19 protein-coding genes are annotated in these 19073 nt (G+C 68.3%); 11 read left to right on the plus strand and 8 right to left on the minus strand.

The window, feature by feature from the left end:
* Positions 1-22: 22 nt before the first annotated feature.
* Positions 23-1261, minus strand: a complete 1239-nt coding sequence (gene hemA, locus DVW87_RS13115) for a 5-aminolevulinate synthase (RefSeq protein ID WP_114688281.1) — start codon at positions 1259-1261, stop codon at positions 23-25.
* Positions 1262-1324: 63 nt separating this feature from the next.
* On the minus strand, positions 1325-2116 hold the full coding sequence (gene murI / locus DVW87_RS13120; RefSeq protein ID WP_114688282.1) for a glutamate racemase: 792 nt from the start codon (positions 2114-2116) through the stop codon (positions 1325-1327).
* A 103-nt stretch (positions 2117-2219) separates the two neighbouring features.
* Between murI and plsY the strand changes: the two genes are divergently transcribed.
* The 5 genes from plsY to DVW87_RS13145 all read left to right on the plus strand — a co-directional run bounded on the left by plsY (position 2220) and on the right by DVW87_RS13145 (position 7233).
* Positions 2220-2828 carry a glycerol-3-phosphate 1-O-acyltransferase PlsY gene (plsY, locus tag DVW87_RS13125; protein WP_114688283.1) on the plus strand — a complete coding sequence of 203 codons (609 nt, stop codon included), beginning with the start codon at positions 2220-2222 and terminating at the stop codon, positions 2826-2828.
* Positions 2829-2832: 4 nt separating this feature from the next.
* Entirely contained in the window at positions 2833-3930 is a 1098-nt protein-coding gene (gene dprA, locus DVW87_RS13130) for a DNA-processing protein DprA (RefSeq protein WP_114688284.1), read from the plus strand.
* A gap of 144 nt (positions 3931-4074) precedes the next feature.
* On the plus strand, positions 4075-5694 hold the full coding sequence (locus DVW87_RS13135; protein WP_114688285.1) for an alpha-amylase family glycosyl hydrolase: 1620 nt from the start codon (positions 4075-4077) through the stop codon (positions 5692-5694).
* A 70-nt stretch (positions 5695-5764) separates the two neighbouring features.
* Positions 5765-6775, plus strand: coding sequence for a glycosyltransferase family 4 protein (locus DVW87_RS13140; protein ID WP_114688286.1), 1011 nt, complete (start codon positions 5765-5767; stop codon positions 6773-6775).
* 77 nt (positions 6776-6852) lie between these two features.
* Complete coding sequence (locus DVW87_RS13145) at positions 6853-7233, plus strand: hypothetical protein (protein WP_239017908.1); 381 nt, start codon at positions 6853-6855, stop codon at positions 7231-7233.
* A gap of 26 nt (positions 7234-7259) precedes the next feature.
* Here DVW87_RS13145 and DVW87_RS13150 read toward each other — a convergent pair whose 3' ends face one another.
* On the minus strand, positions 7260-7910 hold the full coding sequence (locus DVW87_RS13150; protein ID WP_239017909.1) for a TMEM175 family protein: 651 nt from the start codon (positions 7908-7910) through the stop codon (positions 7260-7262).
* Between the two features lie 55 nt (positions 7911-7965).
* Between DVW87_RS13150 and topA the strand changes: the two genes are divergently transcribed.
* Positions 7966-10530 carry a type I DNA topoisomerase gene (gene topA, locus DVW87_RS13155; RefSeq protein WP_114688287.1) on the plus strand — a complete coding sequence of 855 codons (2565 nt, stop codon included), beginning with the start codon at positions 7966-7968 and terminating at the stop codon, positions 10528-10530.
* A 4-nt stretch (positions 10531-10534) separates the two neighbouring features.
* On the opposite strand, the gene DVW87_RS13160 is transcribed toward topA, so the two are convergent.
* The 4 genes from DVW87_RS13160 to DVW87_RS13175 all read right to left on the minus strand — a co-directional run bounded on the left by DVW87_RS13160 (position 10535) and on the right by DVW87_RS13175 (position 14077).
* Positions 10535-12067 carry a hypothetical protein gene (locus DVW87_RS13160; protein ID WP_114688288.1) on the minus strand — a complete coding sequence of 511 codons (1533 nt, stop codon included), beginning with the start codon at positions 12065-12067 and terminating at the stop codon, positions 10535-10537.
* The gene (locus DVW87_RS13165) at positions 12067-12708 is read right to left on the minus strand and encodes a methyltransferase domain-containing protein (RefSeq protein WP_114688739.1); all 642 of its coding nucleotides are present in this window, start codon (positions 12706-12708) and stop codon (positions 12067-12069) included. The genes DVW87_RS13160 and DVW87_RS13165 overlap by 1 nt, the downstream gene beginning before the upstream one ends.
* A complete protein-coding gene (locus DVW87_RS13170) occupies positions 12705-13646 on the minus strand; it encodes a glycosyltransferase (protein ID WP_239017910.1) in 942 nt (313 codons plus the stop codon). Before DVW87_RS13170 ends, DVW87_RS13165 begins: the two co-directional genes overlap by 4 nt.
* A gap of 134 nt (positions 13647-13780) precedes the next feature.
* A complete protein-coding gene (locus tag DVW87_RS13175; RefSeq protein ID WP_114688290.1) occupies positions 13781-14077 on the minus strand; it encodes a hypothetical protein in 297 nt (98 codons plus the stop codon).
* Positions 14078-14208: 131 nt separating this feature from the next.
* Here DVW87_RS13175 and DVW87_RS13180 point away from each other — a divergent pair, with 131 nt between their 5' ends.
* Genes DVW87_RS13180 through DVW87_RS13195 form a run of 4 tightly spaced genes read left to right on the plus strand, consistent with a single transcriptional unit; the run spans position 14209 to position 17189 of the window.
* On the plus strand, positions 14209-15000 hold the full coding sequence (locus tag DVW87_RS13180; protein ID WP_114688291.1) for a division plane positioning ATPase MipZ: 792 nt from the start codon (positions 14209-14211) through the stop codon (positions 14998-15000).
* A 12-nt stretch (positions 15001-15012) separates the two neighbouring features.
* A complete protein-coding gene (locus DVW87_RS13185) occupies positions 15013-15270 on the plus strand; it encodes a DnaJ domain-containing protein (RefSeq protein WP_114688292.1) in 258 nt (85 codons plus the stop codon).
* Between the two features lie 43 nt (positions 15271-15313).
* Complete coding sequence (gene pgmG / locus DVW87_RS13190) at positions 15314-16696, plus strand: phosphoglucomutase/phosphomannomutase PgmG (protein WP_114688293.1); 1383 nt, start codon at positions 15314-15316, stop codon at positions 16694-16696.
* Between the two features lie 31 nt (positions 16697-16727).
* On the plus strand, positions 16728-17189 hold the full coding sequence (locus DVW87_RS13195) for a PH domain-containing protein (protein WP_114688294.1): 462 nt from the start codon (positions 16728-16730) through the stop codon (positions 17187-17189).
* Between the two features lie 20 nt (positions 17190-17209).
* On the opposite strand, the gene DVW87_RS13200 is transcribed toward DVW87_RS13195, so the two are convergent.
* Positions 17210-18022, minus strand: a complete 813-nt coding sequence (locus tag DVW87_RS13200; protein ID WP_114688295.1) for a shikimate 5-dehydrogenase — start codon at positions 18020-18022, stop codon at positions 17210-17212.
* Between the two features lie 55 nt (positions 18023-18077).
* On the opposite strand from DVW87_RS13200, the gene DVW87_RS13205 reads away from it, so the two are divergent.
* Positions 18078-18839, plus strand: a complete 762-nt coding sequence (locus DVW87_RS13205; RefSeq protein WP_114688296.1) for an exonuclease domain-containing protein — start codon at positions 18078-18080, stop codon at positions 18837-18839.
* The last annotated feature ends 234 nt before the right edge of the window (positions 18840-19073 follow it).

Genomic DNA, 19073 nt, shown 5'->3' on the forward strand with positions numbered 1-19073 from the left:
CCGGCCCCTACGCGGGCTGGCCCTATGCGGCCTGGCGCAGTTCCAGCCGGCTCCAGATCTCCACCAGCGCGTCGGTCAGCTCGCGCATCATCGCCTCGTCATGGGCGGGCCCCGGCGTGAAGCGCAGCCGCTCGGTGCCGCGCGGCACGGTGGGGTAGTTGATCGGCTGCACGTACACGCCGTATTGGGCGAGCAGCACGTCGCTGATCTTCTTGGCCTTGACCGGATCGCCGACCATCAGCGGCACGATGTGGGTGGTGGTATCCATCACCGGCAGGCCGGCGTCCGCGAACATCGCCTTCAGCCGCGCCGCCGAGGCCTGCTGGCCGTCCCGCTCGACCGACGAGGACTTGAGGTGCCGCACGCTCGCCAGCACGCCGGCGACCAGCACCGGCGACAGGCTGGTCGTGAAGATGAAGCCGGGCGCATAGGAGCGGATCACGTCGATGATCTGGCGGTCGGCGGCGATATAGCCCCCCATCACGCCGAACGCCTTGCCCAGCGTTCCCTCGATGATCGTCAGGCGATGCGCCGCCTCGTCCCGCTCCGAAATGCCGCCGCCGCGCGCGCCGTACATGCCCACCGCATGCACCTCGTCGAGATAGGTCAGCGCGCTGTAGCGGTCGGCCAGGTCGCAGATGGCGTGGATCGGCGCGACGTCGCCATCCATCGAATAGACGCTTTCGAACGCGATCAGCTTGGGCGTGTCCGGCGCCTCGGCGGCGAGCAGTTCCTCGAGGTGCGCCAGGTCGTTGTGGCGGAACACCCGCTTTTCGCAGCCGGAATTGCGGATGCCGGCGATCATGCTCGCGTGGTTCAGCTCGTCGGAAAAGATCACGCAGCCCGGCAGCACCTTGGCCAGCGTGGACAGCGTCGCCTCGTTGGAGACGTAGCCGGACGTGAACAGCAGCGCGCCTTCCTTGCCGTGCAGGTCGGCAAGCTCGCCTTCGAGATCGACATGGTAATGGGTGTTGCCGCCGATGTTGCGCGTGCCGCCGCTCCCGGCGCCGACATCGTGCAGCGCCTCTTCCATGGCGGCGATCACCTTGGGGTGCTGGCCCATGGCGAGATAGTCGTTGGAGCACCACACGGTGATCGGCTTGGGCCCGTTATGCCCGGCAAAGCAGCGCGCATTGGGGAACATGCCCTTGTTGCGCAGGATGTCGATGAACACCCGGTAGCGTCCCTCGGCATGCAGCCGGTCGATCGCCTGGGTGAAGATACGGGAGTAATCGACTCCCGGGGCCGTCGTGCCGTTCATGGGCACGGCCCATAGCGGAAGGGCGAAGCCATTGCCACCCGGACAGAATGTCCCAGGGGAAGGCTACAGCGTCTCGATCGACGCGAGCCCGTACCGGGCGAGCGCGGGGGCGAGCCGCCGGTCGGCCGCGCCGGTGAACACGGCGACCCCGGGGGGCGCCGCTTCCGGCCACTCGGTGCCTTGCGTGAGGTGCGCGATTCGCCGGGCGATGCCGGGCCCGCCATCGACGAAGCGGACGGATTGCGGCGCGGCGGCGGCGAGTTCCGCCTCCACCAGCGGGAAATGGGTGCAGGCATTGACGATCGTGTCGATCGCCGCCCCGCCCGGCTGGTCGAACAGGCCGGCCAGGATCGCGGCAAAGCGGGCGGGGGGCGCTTCCTCGCCGCGCAGGCGCGCCTCCGCCAGCGCGACCAGTTCCGCCGAGCCATGGCGCAGCACGGTGCAGTCGGCGGCGAAGCGGCGTGTGAGGTCGTCCACATAGGGCTGGCGCACCGTTGCTTCGGTGCCGAGCACGCCGATCACGCGGGTGGCGCTCGCTTCCGCCGCCGGCTTGATCGCGGGCACCGTGCCGACGACGCCCACGTCCAATGCGGCGCGCACCGCCGGCAGCGCGATGGTGGACGCGGTGTTGCACGCGATCACGATCAGCCGCGGCCGGTAGCGTTCCGCCAGCCGGCCGAGCAGCGCCGGCACCCGCGCCGCGATCTCCGCCTCGCTCCGCGTGCCATAAGGGAAACCCGCCGAATCGGCGACATACAGGATCGGCATGCGCGGCAGCAGCGCCCGCGCGGGCGCCAGCACGGAAAGCCCGCCCACACCGGAATCGAAGAACAGGACGGGACGCTGGTCTGCCATGCAGGCTGCGCTGTAGCGATCAGGTCCGTTTCCGCACAAGGTTGCGCGAGGTTGTTGGCGCGCGCTGCCGAGCGGCTTATACCAAGGTCGAACGGGGAGAACCTTGACGACCGAAATCCTCTGGCTGGCGCCGGCGAGCGCGCTGTTGCTGGGCTATCTGCTCGGCTCGATCCCGTTCGGCGTGCTGCTGACGCGGATCGGCGGGGCGGGCGACCTGCGGCAGATCGGCTCGGGCAATATCGGCGCCACCAACGTGCTGCGCACCGGGCGCAAGGGGCTGGCGGCGGCCACCCTGCTGCTCGATGGCGGCAAGGGCGCGGCCGCGGTGCTGATCGCCGAGGCGCTGTGGCCGGGCACCGGCCCGCTGGCGGCGGCGGCGGCGTTTTTCGGGCACCTCTATCCGGTGTGGCTCCGCTTTCGCGGCGGCAAGGGCGTGGCCACCCTGATGGGCATCGCGCTGGTGCTGCACTGGCCGTGCGGCCTCGTCTTCGCCGCGGTGTGGCTTGGCCTGCTGGCGACCTTGCGCATCTCCTCCGTCGCGGGAATGACGGCGGCGGTATCCGCTCCGGTCAGCGCGGCGTTGTTCGACCGGTTCGAGATCGTGCCGCTGTTCATCGCGCTGGCGCTGCTCGTGTTGTGGAAGCATCGCGAGAATATCGACCGGCTGCTGTCCGGAACGGAGCCCAGGATCGGCGGCGCCAGGCGTGCCTGACACGATGCCGGCCGGCGGGGCGGTCGCGAAACTGCGCCTGATCCGCACGCCCAAGATCGGCCCGATCTCCTTTCGCCAATTGCTCGCCCGCTTCGGATCGGCAGACGCGGCGATCGAGGCCTTGCCGATGCTCGCGGCGCGCGGCGGCGGCAAGCCGCCGGAGGTGGCGCCCGCCACGCTCGCCGAGCGCGAGCTGGCGGCGGTGGCAAAGCTCGGCGCGCGCCATCTGTTCCTGTTCGATCCGGACTATCCGCCGCTGCTGGCCGAGCTGGAAAACGCGCCGGCGGCGATGACGGTGCGCGGGCGGATCGAGCTGTTCGACCATGTCGGCGTGGCGATGGTGGGCGCGCGCAACGCCTCGGCGGCCGCCTGCCGCTTTGCCCGGCAGCTGTCGCACGGACTGGGGCAGGAGGGCGCTGCGGTCGTTTCCGGGCTCGCCCGCGGCGTCGACTCGGCGGCGCACGAAGGCGCGCTGGGCAGCGCCGGCGGGACCATCGCGGTGATCGCCGGCGGCATCGACGTGGTCTACCCGCCGGAAAACGCCGCCCTGCAGGAGCGCGTCGCCGGCGAAGGCCTGCTCGTCGCCGAGATGCCGCCGGGCACCGAGCCGCGCGCGCGACACTTTCCGCACCGCAACCGCATCATCGCCGGGCTGGCGCTCGGCACGGTGGTGGTGGAGGCAGCGCCCAGGTCCGGCTCGCTCATCACCGCGCGGCTGGCGGGCGAGGCCGGGCGCGAGGTGATGGCGGTGCCCGGCTCGCCGCTCGATCCGCGCGCGCAAGGGTGCAACGGGCTGATCCGCGAGGGCGCGACGCTGGTCCAGTCCGCCGCCGACATCCTGGAACAGGTGCGCCCGATCGACGCGCGCGCCGCGTTGCGTGCGCCCGCCAGCCGTTACGGCGCGCCGCCGCCGGAGGATGCCAGCGACGCGGAACGCCGCGCCATCACCGGCCTGCTCGGCCCGGTGCCGGTGTTCACCGATGAGCTGATCCGCCAGTCGGGGCTGGCGCCCGCGGTGGTGCAGACGGTGCTGCTGGAGCTGGAACTCGCCGGCCGGCTGGAGCGCCATGCCGGTGCGCGCGTTTCGTTGGTCTGGGGGTGATTGGCCCCACTCCGTTTGTCCGGGATCGTCGCTGAGCGCAGGCGAACTGACGTATCGAAGAATTTTTGGCGGGTGTGTCCTTCGATACGTGTCTTCGCTGCGCCCAGCCCCTACTCAGGACGAACGGAAAGAGGCGGAGAACGGATGGCCACGACCGATCAGCAACGCCCCTGGTGGGAAACCGGCACGATCTACCAGATCTATCCGCGCTCCTTTCAGGACTCGGACGGCGACGGGATCGGCGACCTGCCGGGGATCGAGCGGCGGCTCGACTATGTCGCCGCACTGGGCGTGGAGGCGATCTGGCTGTCGCCGATCTTCCCTTCGCCCATGGCCGATTTCGGGTATGACGTGGCCGATTATGTCGGGATTGAGCCGATGTTCGGCACGCTCGCCGACTTCGATCGCCTGCTGGCCGCGGTTCATGCGCGCGGGCTGAAGCTGATCCTCGATTTCGTGCCCAACCATTCGTCCGACCGGCACCGCTGGTTCGTCGAAAGCCGCTCCTCGCGCAGCAACCCGAAGCGCGACTGGTACATCTGGCGCGATCCCGCACCCGATGGCGGCCCGCCCAACAACTGGATCAGCGATTTCGGCGGCTCGGCCTGGGAGTGGGACGAGGCGACCGGGCAATATTACCTGCACGCCTTCCTGAAGGAACAGCCCGACCTGAACTGGCGCAACCCGGAGGTGAAGGCGGCGATGCTCGACGTTCTGCGCTTCTGGCTGGAGCGCGGCGTGGACGGATTCCGCATCGACGTGCTGTGGCACATCGTCAAGCATGCGGACCTGCCCGACAACCCGGCCAATCCGGACTGGACGCCCGACCGCACCGAGCGCGACCGTGTGCTCCAGCTCCATTCCACCGACCAGCCCGAGGCGCATGCCATCTCCGCCGAAATGCGCGCGCTGGCGGACTCGTACGGCGCGCGCGTGCTGATCGGCGAAATCTTCCTGCCCAACGAGCGGCACCAGCGCTGGTACGGCACGCCCAAACGGCCACAGGTGCACCTGCCCTTCAACTTCCAGCTGATCGAGAACGCGTGGCACGCGGAGAGGCTCGGTCAGCTGATCGTGGATTATGAGGCGAGCCTGCCCGGCCATGGCTGGCCGAACTGGGTGATCGGCAGCCATGACGCGCCGCGCATCGCCGCGCGGATCGGCGAGGCGCAGGCGCGGGTTGCGGCCATGCTGCTGCTGACATTGCGGGGCACGCCCACGCTCTACCAGGGCGACGAGCTCGGGATCGGCGAGGTCACCATCCCGCCCGAACGGATGCGCGACCCGCAACATTTCCGCCAGCCGACGCTGAACATCGGCCGCGACCGATCGCGCACGCCGATGCCGTGGGATGCGTCGCCGAACGCCGGCTTCACCACCGGCGACCCCTGGCTGCCGCTCAACGACGACTGGCCCACCCGCAACGTCGCCGCGCAAGGTGCGGACGAAGGCTCGATGTTGTCGCTTTACCGACGCCTGCTGGCGCTGCACCGCGCCACGCCGGCGCTGAACGAGGGGAGCTTTACGTTGCTTGACGCCCCCGCCGGCGTACTCGCTTATGCGCGGCGTCGTGGGGACGAGGTGCTTCACATTCTGCTCAACCTGACGGACCATGCCACAACTATCCCGTGGCAGGGCGATGTGCTTGCATCGACGCTCGATGGCCAACCGGAGCCCGGCATGCTGTATGCCAATGAAGGGATCATCCTCCGCCCAGTCGTCATCCCCGCGCAGGCGGGGATCCAGAACCGCAAAGCGCCATGAGTGAAATGCCAACGCGGCGTTTCTGGATTCCCGCCTGCGCGGAAATGACGGGGAAGATGGGACTCGACGCATGAAGATCGCCATGCTTGCGCCGATCAGCTGGCGCACGCCGCCGCGGCATTACGGGCCGTGGGAGCTGGTGACGAGCCTGCTGACGGAAGCGCTGGTCGCGCGCGGCGTGGACGTCACCCTGTTCGCGACGCTGGACAGCGAAACGGCCGGCACGCTCGACGGCGTGGTGCCGGCGCCCTATTCGGAGGACCCGTCGATCGATGCCAAGGTCTGGGAATATCGCCATCTTTCCCACGTCTTCGCCCGCGCGGCCGAGTTCGACCTGATCCACAACCAGGCGGACTTCCCTGCCCATGCCTTTGCGCCGCTGGTCGAAACGCCGGTGGTGACGACGATCCACGGCTTCGGTTCGGAACGCATCCTGCCGATGTATGCGCCGTTCCAGGACCGGGTGCATTTCGTCGCGATCTCGAACGCGGATCGGCACCCGAGCCTGCGCTACGCCGCGACCATCCACCACGGCATCCCGCTGGGCGATTTCGCCTTCGATCCCCTCGGCAGCGACGACCTCCTCTTTTTCGGCCGCATCCACCCGGACAAGGGGGCGGCCGAGTCGATCGCTGCCGCGCGTGCCTCGGGCCGCGCGCTCGACCTCTACGGCGTGGTGCAGGATGCCGGCTATTACGAGCGCGAGGTGGTGCCGGCGAATGACGGGGTGACCATCCGCTACCACGGCGCGGTCGGCGGCGAGGCGCGGGTCCGGGCGCTGGGCGGCGCGCGGGCGCTCCTCCACCTCATCAACTTCGACGAGCCGTTCGGCCTGTCGGTGATCGAGGCCATGGCCTGCGGCACGCCGGTGATCGCGACCCGCCGCGGCTCCATGCCCGAGCTGATCGACCATGGCGTGACCGGATTCCTGGTCGACACGCCGGAGGAGGCGCTGGCGGCGATCGAGCGCGCGGGAGAGATCGATCGCGCCGCCTGCCGCCGCGCGGTGGCGGAGCGGTTCAGCGTGGAGCGGATGGCCGACGAGTATCTGGCGCTGTACCGCCGGCTGTTGGCCTGCTGAAAGAGTCTGGCAGCGGGCCGGACACATCTTTGCACTGTCTCGTTTGCAGCGGGCGATTTCCGCACGAGGACATTCAGATGGCCGTGAAGTTCGCAGGAACGATGAACGCGATCAATCGCGGGCTTGACCAGACGAAGCCCGCCAAGGGCGCCGACATGATCGAGGATTGGGAAGCCGCGCTCGCCGATGTCGAGGTGAGCGGCGCCAAGGGCATCCTTCGCGACCTGGCGTCCTTGCGCAAGCAGCTGGAAAAGGACGAGCCGGACGCGGATCGCGTGCACGCGCTGCTGCACCGTTTGGGCGCGGCGACGACCAAGATCGCCGACAAGTCCGACAAGCAGCAGGAAAAGCTGAAGGCGCTGGGCGAGGCCCTGACCGAAGCCGGTGAGGAAGAAGCGGACGAGGAAGAGGACGTCGAGGCAGCCGCTGCTCCCAAGCGCGCCCGCAAGAAGAGCTGAGAGCCACCGCGGGGGAGGTCGTCGGTTTAGCGGCGACCTTCCCGGCCCCGCACGATCCGGCTGACCACGGGGCTCCCGATCGCCAGCCCGGCCAGCGACAGCAGCGGGCTCACCATGCCGGCCGCAAAGGAGATCGCGCCGATCCAGATCGCGATCCAGGCGCCGCGCCGGCGCGCGCGGCGCTGCGCCGGATCGAGATCGGGGCGCACCAGCCGCGGATTGTCGAGCGCCGCGCGTGTCAGCACCAGGTTCACCACGCCGATCAGCGTCAGCCAGAAGGTATAGAGCCCGACGCCGACGCGCAGCTGGAGATATTCGGAGAAGATCGCCGTCGGGAACGGCATGAACGCCACCGTCGCCAGGAGGAACAGGTTGCTCCAAACCAGCCGCGAATCGGCGGCGCGCAGCATGCCGAACAGGGTATGGTGCCCCACCCAGAACCGTCCGATCACGAAAAAGCTGGACAGGAAGCCGGCATAGTTCGGCAGGAGGTTGAGCAGCGCCTGCCCCAGGTGCCGGTCGCTCAATTCGTGCAGGTGCGGCACGCGAATCTCGATCACCAGCAGCGTCATGGCGATGGCGAACACCGCGTCGGAGAAGAAGGTCAGCCGCTCCAGCATCGCTTCTTCGTGGCTGTGGACCTCGTTCCCCTCGACTTCGCCGCCGCTTGACGCCATCTGGCCGGACCCCCCATCCTCGCGCGTACACGTATAGGGACCGCTTAGCCCAGCCATGCAGCTTGTCATCGTCGAATCGCCCGCCAAGGCGAAGACCATCGAGAAATATCTGGGCGGCGATTATCGCGTGCTCGCCTCCTACGGCCATGTCCGCGACCTGCCGGCCAAGGACGGCAGCGTGAACCCCGACGAGGGCTTCGCGATGGAATGGGAGAATTATGCGGACAAGGCCAAGCAGCTGAAGGCGATCGCCGACGAGGCGAAAAAGGCCGACCGCCTGATCCTGGCCACCGACCCGGATCGCGAGGGCGAGGCGATCAGCTGGCACGTGCAGGAGGTGCTGAAGAACCGCAAGGCGCTGCCCAAGCAGGTCGAGCGGGTGACGTTCAACGCCATCACCAAGCCGGCGATCCTGGCCGCCATGAAGGCGCCGCGCGAGCTGGATACCGACCTGATCGACGCCTACCGGGCGCGTCGGGCGCTCGATTATCTCGTCGGCTTCACCCTGTCGCCGGTGCTGTGGCGCAAGCTGCCGGGCGCCAAGTCGGCGGGCCGCGTGCAGTCGGTGGCGCTGCGCCTGATCGTGGAGCGCGAACGCGAGATCGAGAGCTTCGTCGCGCAGGAATATTGGTCCGTCACCGCGCAGATGGAGCAGGACGGTACGCTGTTCACCGCACGGCTGGTGCAATGGCAGGGCAGGAAGCTCGATCGCCTTTCGATCGGCAACGAAGGCGACGCGCTGGCGGCCAAGAAGGCGGTGGAGGACGGCCGGTTCAGCGTCTCCTCGGTCGAGACCAAGCCCGCAACCCGCAACCCGCCGCCCCCCTTCACCACGTCGACCCTGCAGCAGGAGGCGGCGCGCAAGCTCGGCTTCTCGGCCGACCACACCATGCGCGTCGCGCAGGGCCTCTACGAGGACGGCGCGATCACCTACATGCGGACCGACGGCGTGCAGATGGACGGCAGCGCCATCTCGGCCGCGCGGGCCGCGATCGCCGATCGCTATGACGGCGGCTACGTGCCGGACAAGCCGCGCCAGTACCAGACCAAGGCCAAGAACGCGCAGGAAGCGCACGAGGCGATCCGCCCGACCGACTTTTCCAAGGACCGCGTCGGCGGCGGCGACCATGCGCGGCTGTACGACCTGATCTGGAAGCGGGCGCTCGCCAGCCAGATGGCGTCTGCGCGGATGGAGCGCACCACGATCGACCTGGCCGATGGTACGGGGCAGCAGGTTCTCCGGGCCACCGGCCAGGTGGTACTGTTCCCCGGCTATCTCGCGCTCTACGAGGAAGGGCAGGACGACAGCGCGGACGAGGACGCCAAGCGCCTCCCGCGCCTGCGCGAAGGCGATGCGCCGGCGAAGAAGTCGGTCGACGCCGAACAGCATTTCACCCAGCCGCCGCCGCGCTTTTCCGAAGCCTCGCTGGTCAAGCGGCTGGAGGAGCTGGGCATCGGCCGGCCTTCCACCTACGCCTCGATCATCAAGACGCTGAAGGACCGCGCCTATGTGCGCGTGGAGAAGAACCGCTTCTTCGCCGAGGAAAGCGGACGGCTGGTGACGGCGTTCCTGGAGCGCTTCTTCGAGAAATATGTCGGCTACGATTTCACCGCCGAGCTGGAGGAGGAGCTGGACGACGTCTCCGGCGGCCGCGCCGAATGGCAGGCGGTGCTGGAGGCGTTCTGGCGCGACTTCAAGCCGCGCACGTCGGAGGTGATGGACTACAAGCCGAGCGAGGTGACCGAGCAGCTCGACACCTTCCTGGAGCCGTACCTGTTTCCGAAAAAAGCGGACGATTCGGACCCGCGGCTGTGCCCGCAATGCGGGGACGGGCGGCTGGCGCTGCGCGGCGGCAAGTTCGGCGCGTTCGTCGCCTGCTCCAATTATCCCGACTGCAAGTTCACCCGCCGCTTCGGCCAGCCCGGCAGCGACGGCGAGGCGGCGCAGGACGAGAGCCTGGGCAACGATCCCGAGACCGGCCTGCCGGTGGAGCGCAAGACCGGGCGCTTCGGGCCGTACATCCAGCTCGGCGAAGGCAAGGAAGCCAAGCGCGCCTCCATCCCCAAGGACGTGCTCGAGCTGGACCTGGAAATGGCGCTGAAGCTGCTCAGCCTGCCGCGCACCGTGGGCATGCATCCGGAGACGGGCAACCCGATCACCGCCTCGATCGGCCGCTATGGCCCGTATCTCGCGCATGACGGCAAATATGCGCGGCTCCAGTCCACCGCCGACGTGTTCGAGACGGGCATGAACGCGGCGGTCGTAAAGCTCGCCGAGGCTGCGGCCGGCGGCGGCCGGCCCCAGCGGGGTGCTGCCCGCGCGCCGCTCAAGGAACTGGGCAAGCACCCGCGCACGGAGGCCGAGATCAAGCTGATGGAGGGCCGCTACGGCCCGTACGTCACCGATGGCGAAACCAACGCCACGCTGCCCAAGTCGATCACGCCGGACCAGCTGACGCTGGAGGAAGCCGCGCAACTGATCGACGCGCGCGCCGCCGCCGCACCGGCCAAGGGCAAGAAGAAGGCCGCGCCGAAGAAAGCGGCCGCGAAGAAGGCGCCGGCCAAGACGGGCGCGAAGAAAGCTCCGGCGAAGAAGAAGGCGACGGCAGCGGCTGAATAACAACCTAAGGCCGCGATCCCCGCGCAGGGGGCAGGTGCAGCACGTAGTTGCCCACATGCTCCTTGCGCGGCAAGGTCGCGTCCATGGCGTCGGCGATCGCCGGGCTGAACTGCTCGTCGAACCATTTGTAGCCGCGGTCCCCATCGGACAACACGGCGGCGATATGGCCATCGCGGATCCGCTTCACCAGCGTGCGTTCGTCCCAAAGTCCGGCAAAGGCCAGCTCCCGGAAGATCGCAGGCTCCCACACGACACGATGTCCCGTACGCAGCAGGAGCACCATGTCGTTGGACAGGATCGGCTCATCGAGGGGGCGGACGAGTGCCGCCAGCCGCTCGCCTTGCGCTTGCGAGCGACGCAGCAGGCGCAGGTGATCGGGACCCATCCGGAGCGCAACGGCAAGCGTCAGCAGCAGGGGCACTGCCGCGAACAGCGCCGCCAGCACGGGGCGACGAAGCCGCGCCTGCTCGGCCCCGCGTAGCAGCACGGTCACGGCACTGCCGGACAGGATCGCCAGGGCAGCCTCCCATTGCATGTAATAGGCGCTGCTCGATCCGTACTTGGCCGTGGTGACAAGCGAAAGCGTCGCCAGCCCCGCAAAAGCGAGAACCATCGGCCGGGTCAGGTCGCGAGGAACCGGCTCCGCCCCCGCCCTCGATCCGGGCGCCATGCAGCACAGCGTGCCGGCAAGTCCCAGAGCGATCAGCGGACGGTCGTTCGCCCGGGTGGCCTCTACCAGGTTCGGCAGGAGCCGGGAGAAGTCGAAGCGGTTGATGTTGTAGAGAACGAGATGGTTCAGCACCGTGCTGTCGAAAAGCAGAACGAGCGAGACCAGCGCGCCGCCCCCGAGGAGGAGGCAGGTTGCCATGCCCCGCAGGGCGGTACCGGGTCGGTACAGGCCGAGAACAAGGAAGGCGGCAGCGGCGGTGACCACCGAATTCTGCTTGCAGAACACGGAAACCACGAAGCTCGCCGCGGCAAGGTAGATCAGCCGCGGGCGCTCCCCCGCCTGCACCGCCAGCCACAGGCCCAGCAGCGCAAAGAAGCAGGCGGCGGGATCGACCCGCATCAGGGGCGCCCAGTCCTGAACCCCGGCGCAGCCCAGAAAGCAGAACACGCTCGCACCCGTCGCGAGACGGGCGATGGTCACCGTCGCCTCGCGGCGGACCAGACGATGGCTCAAGGCGCCGACAAGGATCGCCGAGCCCAGGGTGGAGCAGAGGGACACCAGTCGGCCCGCGGCCAGGGCATCAATGCCGGTGGCGGCCACCGCCGCGGTGAGAAGGTGATAGGCGGGCGGGTAATGGTAGACGATGGCGGGAAAGCGATCGATCGGCCCATAAGCCTTGCCGGCGACAATGTCGGCCATCTGCTGCCAGACGATGCCTTCGTTATAGTCCAGGCCATAAGCGAGCGGGATGGCGCCCACGAACCAGCGCACCAGCATGATGGCAGGAAAGGCGGCCGCGAGCGCCAGCACCACGACATAGCCGCGCCCGATGGGCACGAAGCCGAACCGCGTCAGAAACGAGCCCATCAGCTGCGCCGCGGTTGCGCGACCAACAGCATCTGCTTGCCCATCGGCTTGACGGGACTGGCAAGATAGGCGGCGATCAGGAAGCCCCAGCTCGGCAGCCGCGACTTCACCGTCAGCGGCAGGAACCTCTTGCGCACCTCCACCACCTGCCAGCCGCAGGAGGCGAGCAGATCGGCCAGCGAGATGTGGGAATAGACCGCCACATGGGTGTAGTCGTCGAAATATTCCTTGTAGGCGTACCGGTAATTGGGCTGGAGCATGGTGAAGCTGCCCCGGTCGGAAAGCACGCGAGCCAGCGCCTCCAGCATGGTGACGAATTCCGCCTGGCTGAGATGCTCCACCAGGTTCGAGGCGAATGCGTAATCGACCGACTTCGCGGGCAAGGCAGCCAGGTCGCCCGCCGTTCCGACGATCGTCTCCACGCCGGGCGCTGCGTGGCGCGTGATCCCTTCCCACAAGTCCAGAGCGATCCGCCGCCTGGCTCGAACGGCGTTCACGAAGTCGCAATAGCCGGCGCCGAGATCCAGCACGGTGTCCTCGGCACCGATCCGGTGCCGGAAAAAATAGCGCCAGAGCGCACGCCAGACCGCGCCGCGCTTCGGATCCTCGGCCAGGCGGGTGTCGTGATAGGCGTCGCTCATGCCGCCCACCGCCAGTCCGTCAGGATACCGCGGATCATCCGCAGCCCCACCGTGAAGCCTCGCCAGTCGTTCACGTTGCCCCCTTTGCTGATGCCCACCCGCTGGTGGAACGTCACCGGACATTCCACCACCACCATGTTGAGCGCGAGCGCCGTGTCCAGCAGATGGGCGTTGAATTCCAGATTTATCGCCGGGTCGACCGCCGGCAGCAATCGGTGAAGCGCGGCGCGGTGGCACAGTTTATAGGTCGTGCCCACGTCCGTGAGTGTCGCGCGCCCCAGATGTTTGGCTTCCAGCAGCTTCGCGACGAACAGGTTGCCATAATACATGAATGTGCTGAGCTGCGTGCGGTATTGGCGCAGCGGCTCAACGATCCTGGTTCCGTTCACGATATCGCCATGACGTGCGTAGGCGATCAGCTTGTCGATATCGTAGGCGCGAAACGTGCGATCGCCTTCGCACAGGATGATCAGATCGGCGTCCGCCCACGCGGCCGCCTCGGACAGGCAACGATGGACACACCGCCCATAACCGGGCTGAAGCTCGTCAAACGTGATCGCTCCGGCTTCCGCCGCGAGGGGGTATGTCGCGTCTTTGCTGTTGTTGCTGACGACGATCACCCTCGCGACGGCGGGATGGGACAGGAAATCACGCACGCTTTCGGCGATGCTGTCTTCGTCGTCATAGGCCGTAAGCGCGACGGTCACCCGGCTGGGCGGCAGGGCCTCCTCGCGGATCGGGTGATCCGGCTTGCGATGGCGAAGGAGGTACAGGAGGTCTAGCAGGCAGAGCGCAAGACCCAGGACCAGCGGCACGCCACTATACCAGACCAGCCACTCGGCAAGCCGGTCGAGCTGCGCATGCCATGGCAGCAGGTAGCGCGGGACGAACAGAAGGACGCCGACGAGATAGGCTGCCAAACCGAAGGCGGCGACCACGATGCCGTACAACAGGTAGGGTGGATGGCTTCGCAACGGGCGCATGGCGCCCCGTAGCCCGGTTTCCGAGCAAGTCCACCTCTGCGGCGGCCCCGGCGTTCTTGCGCGACAGGCGGCCGGGCGGGTTCTCGGACTTACGCCGCCCTTGCCTGCGTGCTCGCGATCCAGGTGCGGGCGGCTTTCTGGGCGGTGGAGATCTCGCGCGCCGTCATGTCTTCGGCGATTTCCGCGCGGCACATCTGCGCCGCCTCGCTGCCGGCGACGGCGGCCAGGTTGAACCATTTGTGCGCTTCGATCAGGTCGATGTCGATGCCGGCCGCGCCGCTCGAATAGACCATGCCGAGGTCGTACAAGGCGTCCACATTGCCCCGCGCCGCATCGGCGAGGCGGCTGTCGATCAGAAACTGCGCGTTCTTGAAACTGCTTGCCATTGCATGGAACCCCTGTTCCCCCCTTTTCCCAGGAGGCACCTTGGGACCGCAGCTGCAAAGAAATGGTTAACGCGCATTCACGACGTTTGCGAAGGTTTGCCCCGGCAAACGCGCTCGGCTAAAGCCGGAACATGAGCCACCCGCACGTCATCGTCTTCGCCAACGAGAAGGGCGGCACCGGAAAATCCACGACGGCGGTGCACGTCGCCATCGCGCTGGCCGCCAAGGGCGCCAACGTCTCCTGCCTCGATCTCGACCATCGCCAGCGCACGCTGGGCCGGTATCTCGACAATCGCCGCGAGACGATGAAGCGGTCGGGCCGCGAGCTGCCCATGCCGCGCTACGAAACGCATGACGGCGAGACGGAGGCGGTGTTCAACGCCGCGCTGGAAAAGCTGACGCCCGGCGCCGACTTCCTGATCTTCGACACGCCGGGCCGCGACGATCCGTTCGGCCGCGCCGCGATCCTCAACGCCGATACGCTGGTCACGCCGATGAACGACAGCTTCGTCGATTTCGACCTGATCGGCCAGGTGGACCCCGAGACGTTCAAGGTCGCCCGGCCGAGCTTCTATTCGGAGCTGATCTGGGAATCGCGCAAGCGCCGCGCCAAGGCGGACGGCGGCACCATCGACTGGGTGGTGCTGCGCAACCGCGTGCAGCATATCGAGGCGCGCAACATGCGCCGCGTGTCGGAGGCGCTGGACCAGCTCGCCAAGCGGGTGGGCTTTCGCATCGTGCCGGGCCTGGGCGAGCGCGTGATCTACCGCGAGCTGTTCCCCAAGGGGCTGACCATGCTCGACGCCAAGGAGTTCGGCGAGATGGGCCTTTCCCATGTCGCCGCGCGGCAGGAATTGCGCGAGATGATGTCCGCTCTGGCGCTGCCGGAGCCGGGCATGCCGCTCTTCGCCACCGCTTCCTGATCCGGCCGGGCGGTGGCCAAGCTCCTCCTCATCGCCGGAATCCTTTATCTCGGCTGGTGGCTGCTCCTGCGGCCCCGCCCCAAGGCGAAGAGCATCAGCGAGGCGGAGGCGTGCGACATCCTCGGCGTGTCCCCGACGGCGGACGCCGCGGACGTGCGCGCCGCCCACCGCCGGCTCGTGTCCGCCGTGCACCCGGACCGCGGCGGCTCGGCGGGGCTGACGCGCCGGATCAATGCCGCGCGCGACGTGTTGTTGCGGGAGCGTAGCTGATCTCCGGCGCCCGACCGGAGGAAAACCGGTCGAGGAGCCCCGCATGACCCACCAGTTTCATCCGAGCGCGCTGCGCGAGTACGACATTCGCGGCATCGTCGGGAGCACGCTGGGCACGGCGGATGCCGAGGCGATCGGCCGCGGCTTCGCCACCGTGCTGCGCCGGGCGGGCGGCACCCGCGTGGCGGTGGGGCGCGACGGGCGCCTGTCCTCGCCCGAACTCGAAGCGGCGCTGGTGCGCGGGCTCACCGCCAGCGGCGTGGACGTGGTGCGGATCGGCCTGGGGCCCACCCCGATGCTATATTATGCCGAGGTTGTGCTGGAAGTGGATGGCGGCATCCAGATAACGGGCAGCCATAATCCCGCCGAGTATAACGGCTTCAAGATGGTGCTGCAGCACCAGCCGTTCTTCGGCGAGGACATCCAGAAGCTGGGCGCGATGGCGGCGGCGGGCGACTGGGAAGACGGCGCCGGCGCGGTGACCGATGCCGATATCGCCGATGACTATGTCGGCCGCCTGGTGGCCGGCTATGGCGGCGGCAGCTTCCGGATCGGCTGGGACATGGGCAACGGCGCCGCCGGCCCGGTCATCGAGAAGCTGGTTCAGCACTTGCCGGGTGAGCACCACCTGCTGTTCGCCGATGTGGACGGTAATTTCCCCAACCATCATCCCGACCCTACCGAGGAGGCGAACCTTGCCGACCTGAAGCGGCTTGTCGCGGAGAAGCGCCTCGATTTCGGACTGGCCTTTGACGGCGACGGGGACCGGATCGGCGCAATCGACGGCCAGGGCCGCGTGATCTGGGGCGATCAGCTTCTGTCCATTCTGGCGGCACCCGTGCTGAAGCAGCATCCCGGCGCGGCGATCATCGCCGACGTGAAGGCCAGCCAGGCCCTGTTCGACCGCATCGCCGAGCTCGGCGGCACCCCCGTCATGTGGAAGACCGGGCACAGCCTGATGAAGACGAGGATGAAGGAACTGGGCGCGCCGCTCGCCGGCGAGATGAGCGGCCACCTGTTCTTCGGCGGCGACTATTACGGCTTCGACGACGCGCCCTATGCCGCGGTGCAGCTGATCCGCGCGGTGCATGTCTCCGGCCGCTCTCTCGCCGAGCTGCGCGACGACATGCCCGAGCTGGCGAGCACGCCCGAGCTGCGCTTTCAGGTGGACGAGAGCCGCAAGTTCGCGGTGGTGGACGAGGTGCTCGAGCGGCTGGAGCGATCGGGCGCCGACGTGAACCGCATCGACGGGGCGCGCGTCACCACCGCCGACGGCTGGTGGCTGCTGCGCGCCTCCAACACGCAGGACGTGCTGGTGGCGCGCGCAGAGGCGAAGGACCAGGCGGCTCTGGAACGGCTGGTGGCGCAGATCGACGAACAGCTCGCCGCGTCCGGCATCCGGCGCGGAGCCCAGGCGGCGCATTGACAGGATCGGCGGCAGGCATAGTCTCCCCGCCATGATCCACGACGACACGCCCGAGCGCGAGCTCGACCGCTTTCGCGCCAGCACCACCAAGTGGCTGTTCGGCAGCTTCGCGGGCTGGCTTACGCTGCTGTTGTGCGGCGTGGGCGTCGGCTTCGTGCTGCTGGGGCTCCGCTGGCTGCGCAACACCAGCTCGGCCTATCACCTTACCGATCAGCGGCTGATCGTGCGGCAGGGCCTGTTCAACAAGTCGATCGACGAGATCGAGCTGTACCGCATCAAGGACGTGCGGGTGCGTTTCTCGCTCATCAACCAGCTGACGGGCATCGGCACCATCACCATCACCTCCAGCGATCGCACCGGCGACGGCGTTCTCGTGCTGCGCGACGTGCCGCTGGCGCCCGAGCGGCGCGAGGCGATCCGCCGGCTGGTGGACAAGGCGCGGCGCCTGCGCGGGGTGCGCGAACTGGACGTGGACCGCGACGTGGTGGCCTGACAGCGGCCGTGCTCCTCCGATCAGGGATTCGCCCGCGCGAAGGCAGCGGCTTCCTCCACCTGCGCCGCCGAGGGCGTGACGCCGGTATAGAGCACGAACTGCTGCAACGCCTGCAGCGTCGCCACCTCGGTTCCGGTGATGCGGCGCTTGCCGGCCTCCGCCGCCGCGCGGAGGAATGGTGTTTCGGGCGGATATTGCACAACATCGAAGGCGACCTCGCACCGGGCGATCATCTCTCCGGGGAACGCCAGCGCAGCCTCGTCGGCGCCGGTCATGCCGAGCGGCGTCACGTTGACCAATAGCGGCGCGGCCTCGCCCGGCTCGGCGCTCCAGCGATAGCCGTACAGGTCGGCCAGCGCCCTGCCCGCCTCCTCGTTGCGCGCGACGATCGTGCCGTTGGCGAAGCCGCTGTCGTGCAGCGCCGCCGCCACTGCCCTGGCCATGCCGCCCGACCCGCGCAGCACGAAGGGCATCGTGCGATCCAGATCGGCGACGAGATCCACCACCGCGCCGTAATCCGTGTTGTGCCCGGTCAGCACGCCATCGTCGTTGACGATCGTGTTCACGCTGTCGATCGCCGCCGCGCTGGGCGCCAGCCCGTCCAGCAGCGCGATCACCGCCTCCTTGAACGGCATGGAGATCGCGCATCCGCGGACGTTCAGCGCCCGGATGCCGCCGATCGCGGCCGGCAGGTCGGTGGTGGAAAAGCTCTTGTAGACGAAGTCCAGCCCGGTCGCCTCGTAAAGCCGGTTGTGGAAGCGGGTGCCGAAATTGCCGGGGCGCGCCGACAGGGACATGCACAGGCGCGTCTCGCGTCCGATCAGCGGCTTCATGGGGGCACCTCCAAGGGCTGGATTTGACAGGCTTTCGCGCCCACATACGGCCAACATGCCTCCCCCCAAACCCCAGATCGTCCGCGTTATCGACCTCGAGACCACCGGCAGCGCCCCGCCCGCGCACGGCGTGCTGGAAATCGGCTGGCAGGACGTCGCGCTGGGCGCGGACGGTCGCTGGGAGCTGGAAGGCGAGGGCGGGAACCTGATGGTCAACCCCGGCCGGCCCATCCCGCCGATCACCCAGGCGGTGCACCATATCCTCGACGAGCAGGTGGCGGACGCGCCTTATTGGCACGACGTGGCTCGCCGCGTGCTCGATCCCTATCCGAAGCGCCTGGCGCTGGCCGCGCATCGCGCCGATTTCGAGCAGCAGTTCTGCACGCCGCAGCTGTCCGGCGGCGCCGACTGGATCTGCACCTGGAAATGCGCGCTCAGGCTCTGGCCGGACAGCCCGGCCTTTTCGAACCAGGTGCTGCGCTATTGGCGCAAGCCGCACGGCATCGAGCATGAACGCGGACTGCCCGCGCACCGCGCCTTTCCGGACGCCTATGTCACCGCGTTCCACCTGCGCGACATGCTGAACGAGGCGAGCCTGGCGCAGCTGCTCGACTGGTCGCGCCAGCCCGGCCTGCTGCCCCGCGTCCGTTACGGCCCGGATCGCGGCAAGGACTGGCGCGAGATCGACGAGGAGAGCCTGGCCGGCTTCCTGACCGATCGCGACCCGGACGTGCGCTTCACCGCGGAAACGGAATATGCGCGTCGCCGCGGCGGCGGCGCGGTCGGACGCCCTAGCCTGCAAGGAAGCTTGCTCTAGCAACCGTCTTGCCGCTTGGGCGTGTACTCATAGCTGGCAACGGTCGGGACGGAGCCGATTTTGGCGCCAGGCCAGGAGCGAGGAGAGAGCGATGCACAAGCATCGTGATCGACGCGCGACGCCGCCTGGCGCCAAAAGCGGCCCGCCGCGCAGCGGTCGCCCGGGAAGGGCCGCCGAACAGCGTCGCTTGCTTGCGCGTAGCTGCAGCTACGCGTCTGCGCTACGCTCCTCGTC

The sequence above is a fragment of the Sphingomonas aracearum genome, assembly GCF_003345355.1.
Lineage (GTDB): Bacteria > Pseudomonadota > Alphaproteobacteria > Sphingomonadales > Sphingomonadaceae > Sphingomonas > Sphingomonas aracearum.

Bases quoted from the DNA above. Each gene is read 5' to 3' on its own strand.
- hemA (WP_114688281.1), bottom strand. From the start codon at position 1,261: ATGAACGGCACGACGGCCCCGGGAGTCGATTACTCCCGTATCTTCACC.
- murI (WP_114688282.1), bottom strand. From the start codon at position 2,116: ATGGCAGACCAGCGTCCCGTCCTGTTCTTCGATTCCGGTGTGGGCGGG.
- dprA (WP_114688284.1), top strand. From the start codon at position 2,833: ATGCCGGCCGGCGGGGCGGTCGCGAAACTGCGCCTGATCCGCACGCCC.
- DVW87_RS13135 (WP_114688285.1), top strand. From the start codon at position 4,075: ATGGCCACGACCGATCAGCAACGCCCCTGGTGGGAAACCGGCACGATC.
- DVW87_RS13140 (WP_114688286.1), top strand. From the start codon at position 5,765: ATGAAGATCGCCATGCTTGCGCCGATCAGCTGGCGCACGCCGCCGCGG.
- DVW87_RS13145 (WP_239017908.1), top strand. From the start codon at position 6,853: ATGGCCGTGAAGTTCGCAGGAACGATGAACGCGATCAATCGCGGGCTT.
- DVW87_RS13150 (WP_239017909.1), bottom strand. From the start codon at position 7,910: ATGGCGTCAAGCGGCGGCGAAGTCGAGGGGAACGAGGTCCACAGCCAC.
- topA (WP_114688287.1), top strand. From the start codon at position 7,966: ATGCAGCTTGTCATCGTCGAATCGCCCGCCAAGGCGAAGACCATCGAG.
- DVW87_RS13160 (WP_114688288.1), bottom strand. From the start codon at position 12,067: ATGGGCTCGTTTCTGACGCGGTTCGGCTTCGTGCCCATCGGGCGCGGC.
- DVW87_RS13165 (WP_114688739.1), bottom strand. From the start codon at position 12,708: ATGAGCGACGCCTATCACGACACCCGCCTGGCCGAGGATCCGAAGCGC.
- DVW87_RS13175 (WP_114688290.1), bottom strand. From the start codon at position 14,077: ATGGCAAGCAGTTTCAAGAACGCGCAGTTTCTGATCGACAGCCGCCTC.
- DVW87_RS13180 (WP_114688291.1), top strand. From the start codon at position 14,209: ATGAGCCACCCGCACGTCATCGTCTTCGCCAACGAGAAGGGCGGCACC.
- pgmG (WP_114688293.1), top strand. From the start codon at position 15,314: ATGACCCACCAGTTTCATCCGAGCGCGCTGCGCGAGTACGACATTCGC.
- DVW87_RS13195 (WP_114688294.1), top strand. From the start codon at position 16,728: ATGATCCACGACGACACGCCCGAGCGCGAGCTCGACCGCTTTCGCGCC.
- DVW87_RS13200 (WP_114688295.1), bottom strand. From the start codon at position 18,022: ATGAAGCCGCTGATCGGACGCGAGACGCGCCTGTGCATGTCCCTGTCG.
- DVW87_RS13205 (WP_114688296.1), top strand. From the start codon at position 18,078: ATGCCTCCCCCCAAACCCCAGATCGTCCGCGTTATCGACCTCGAGACC.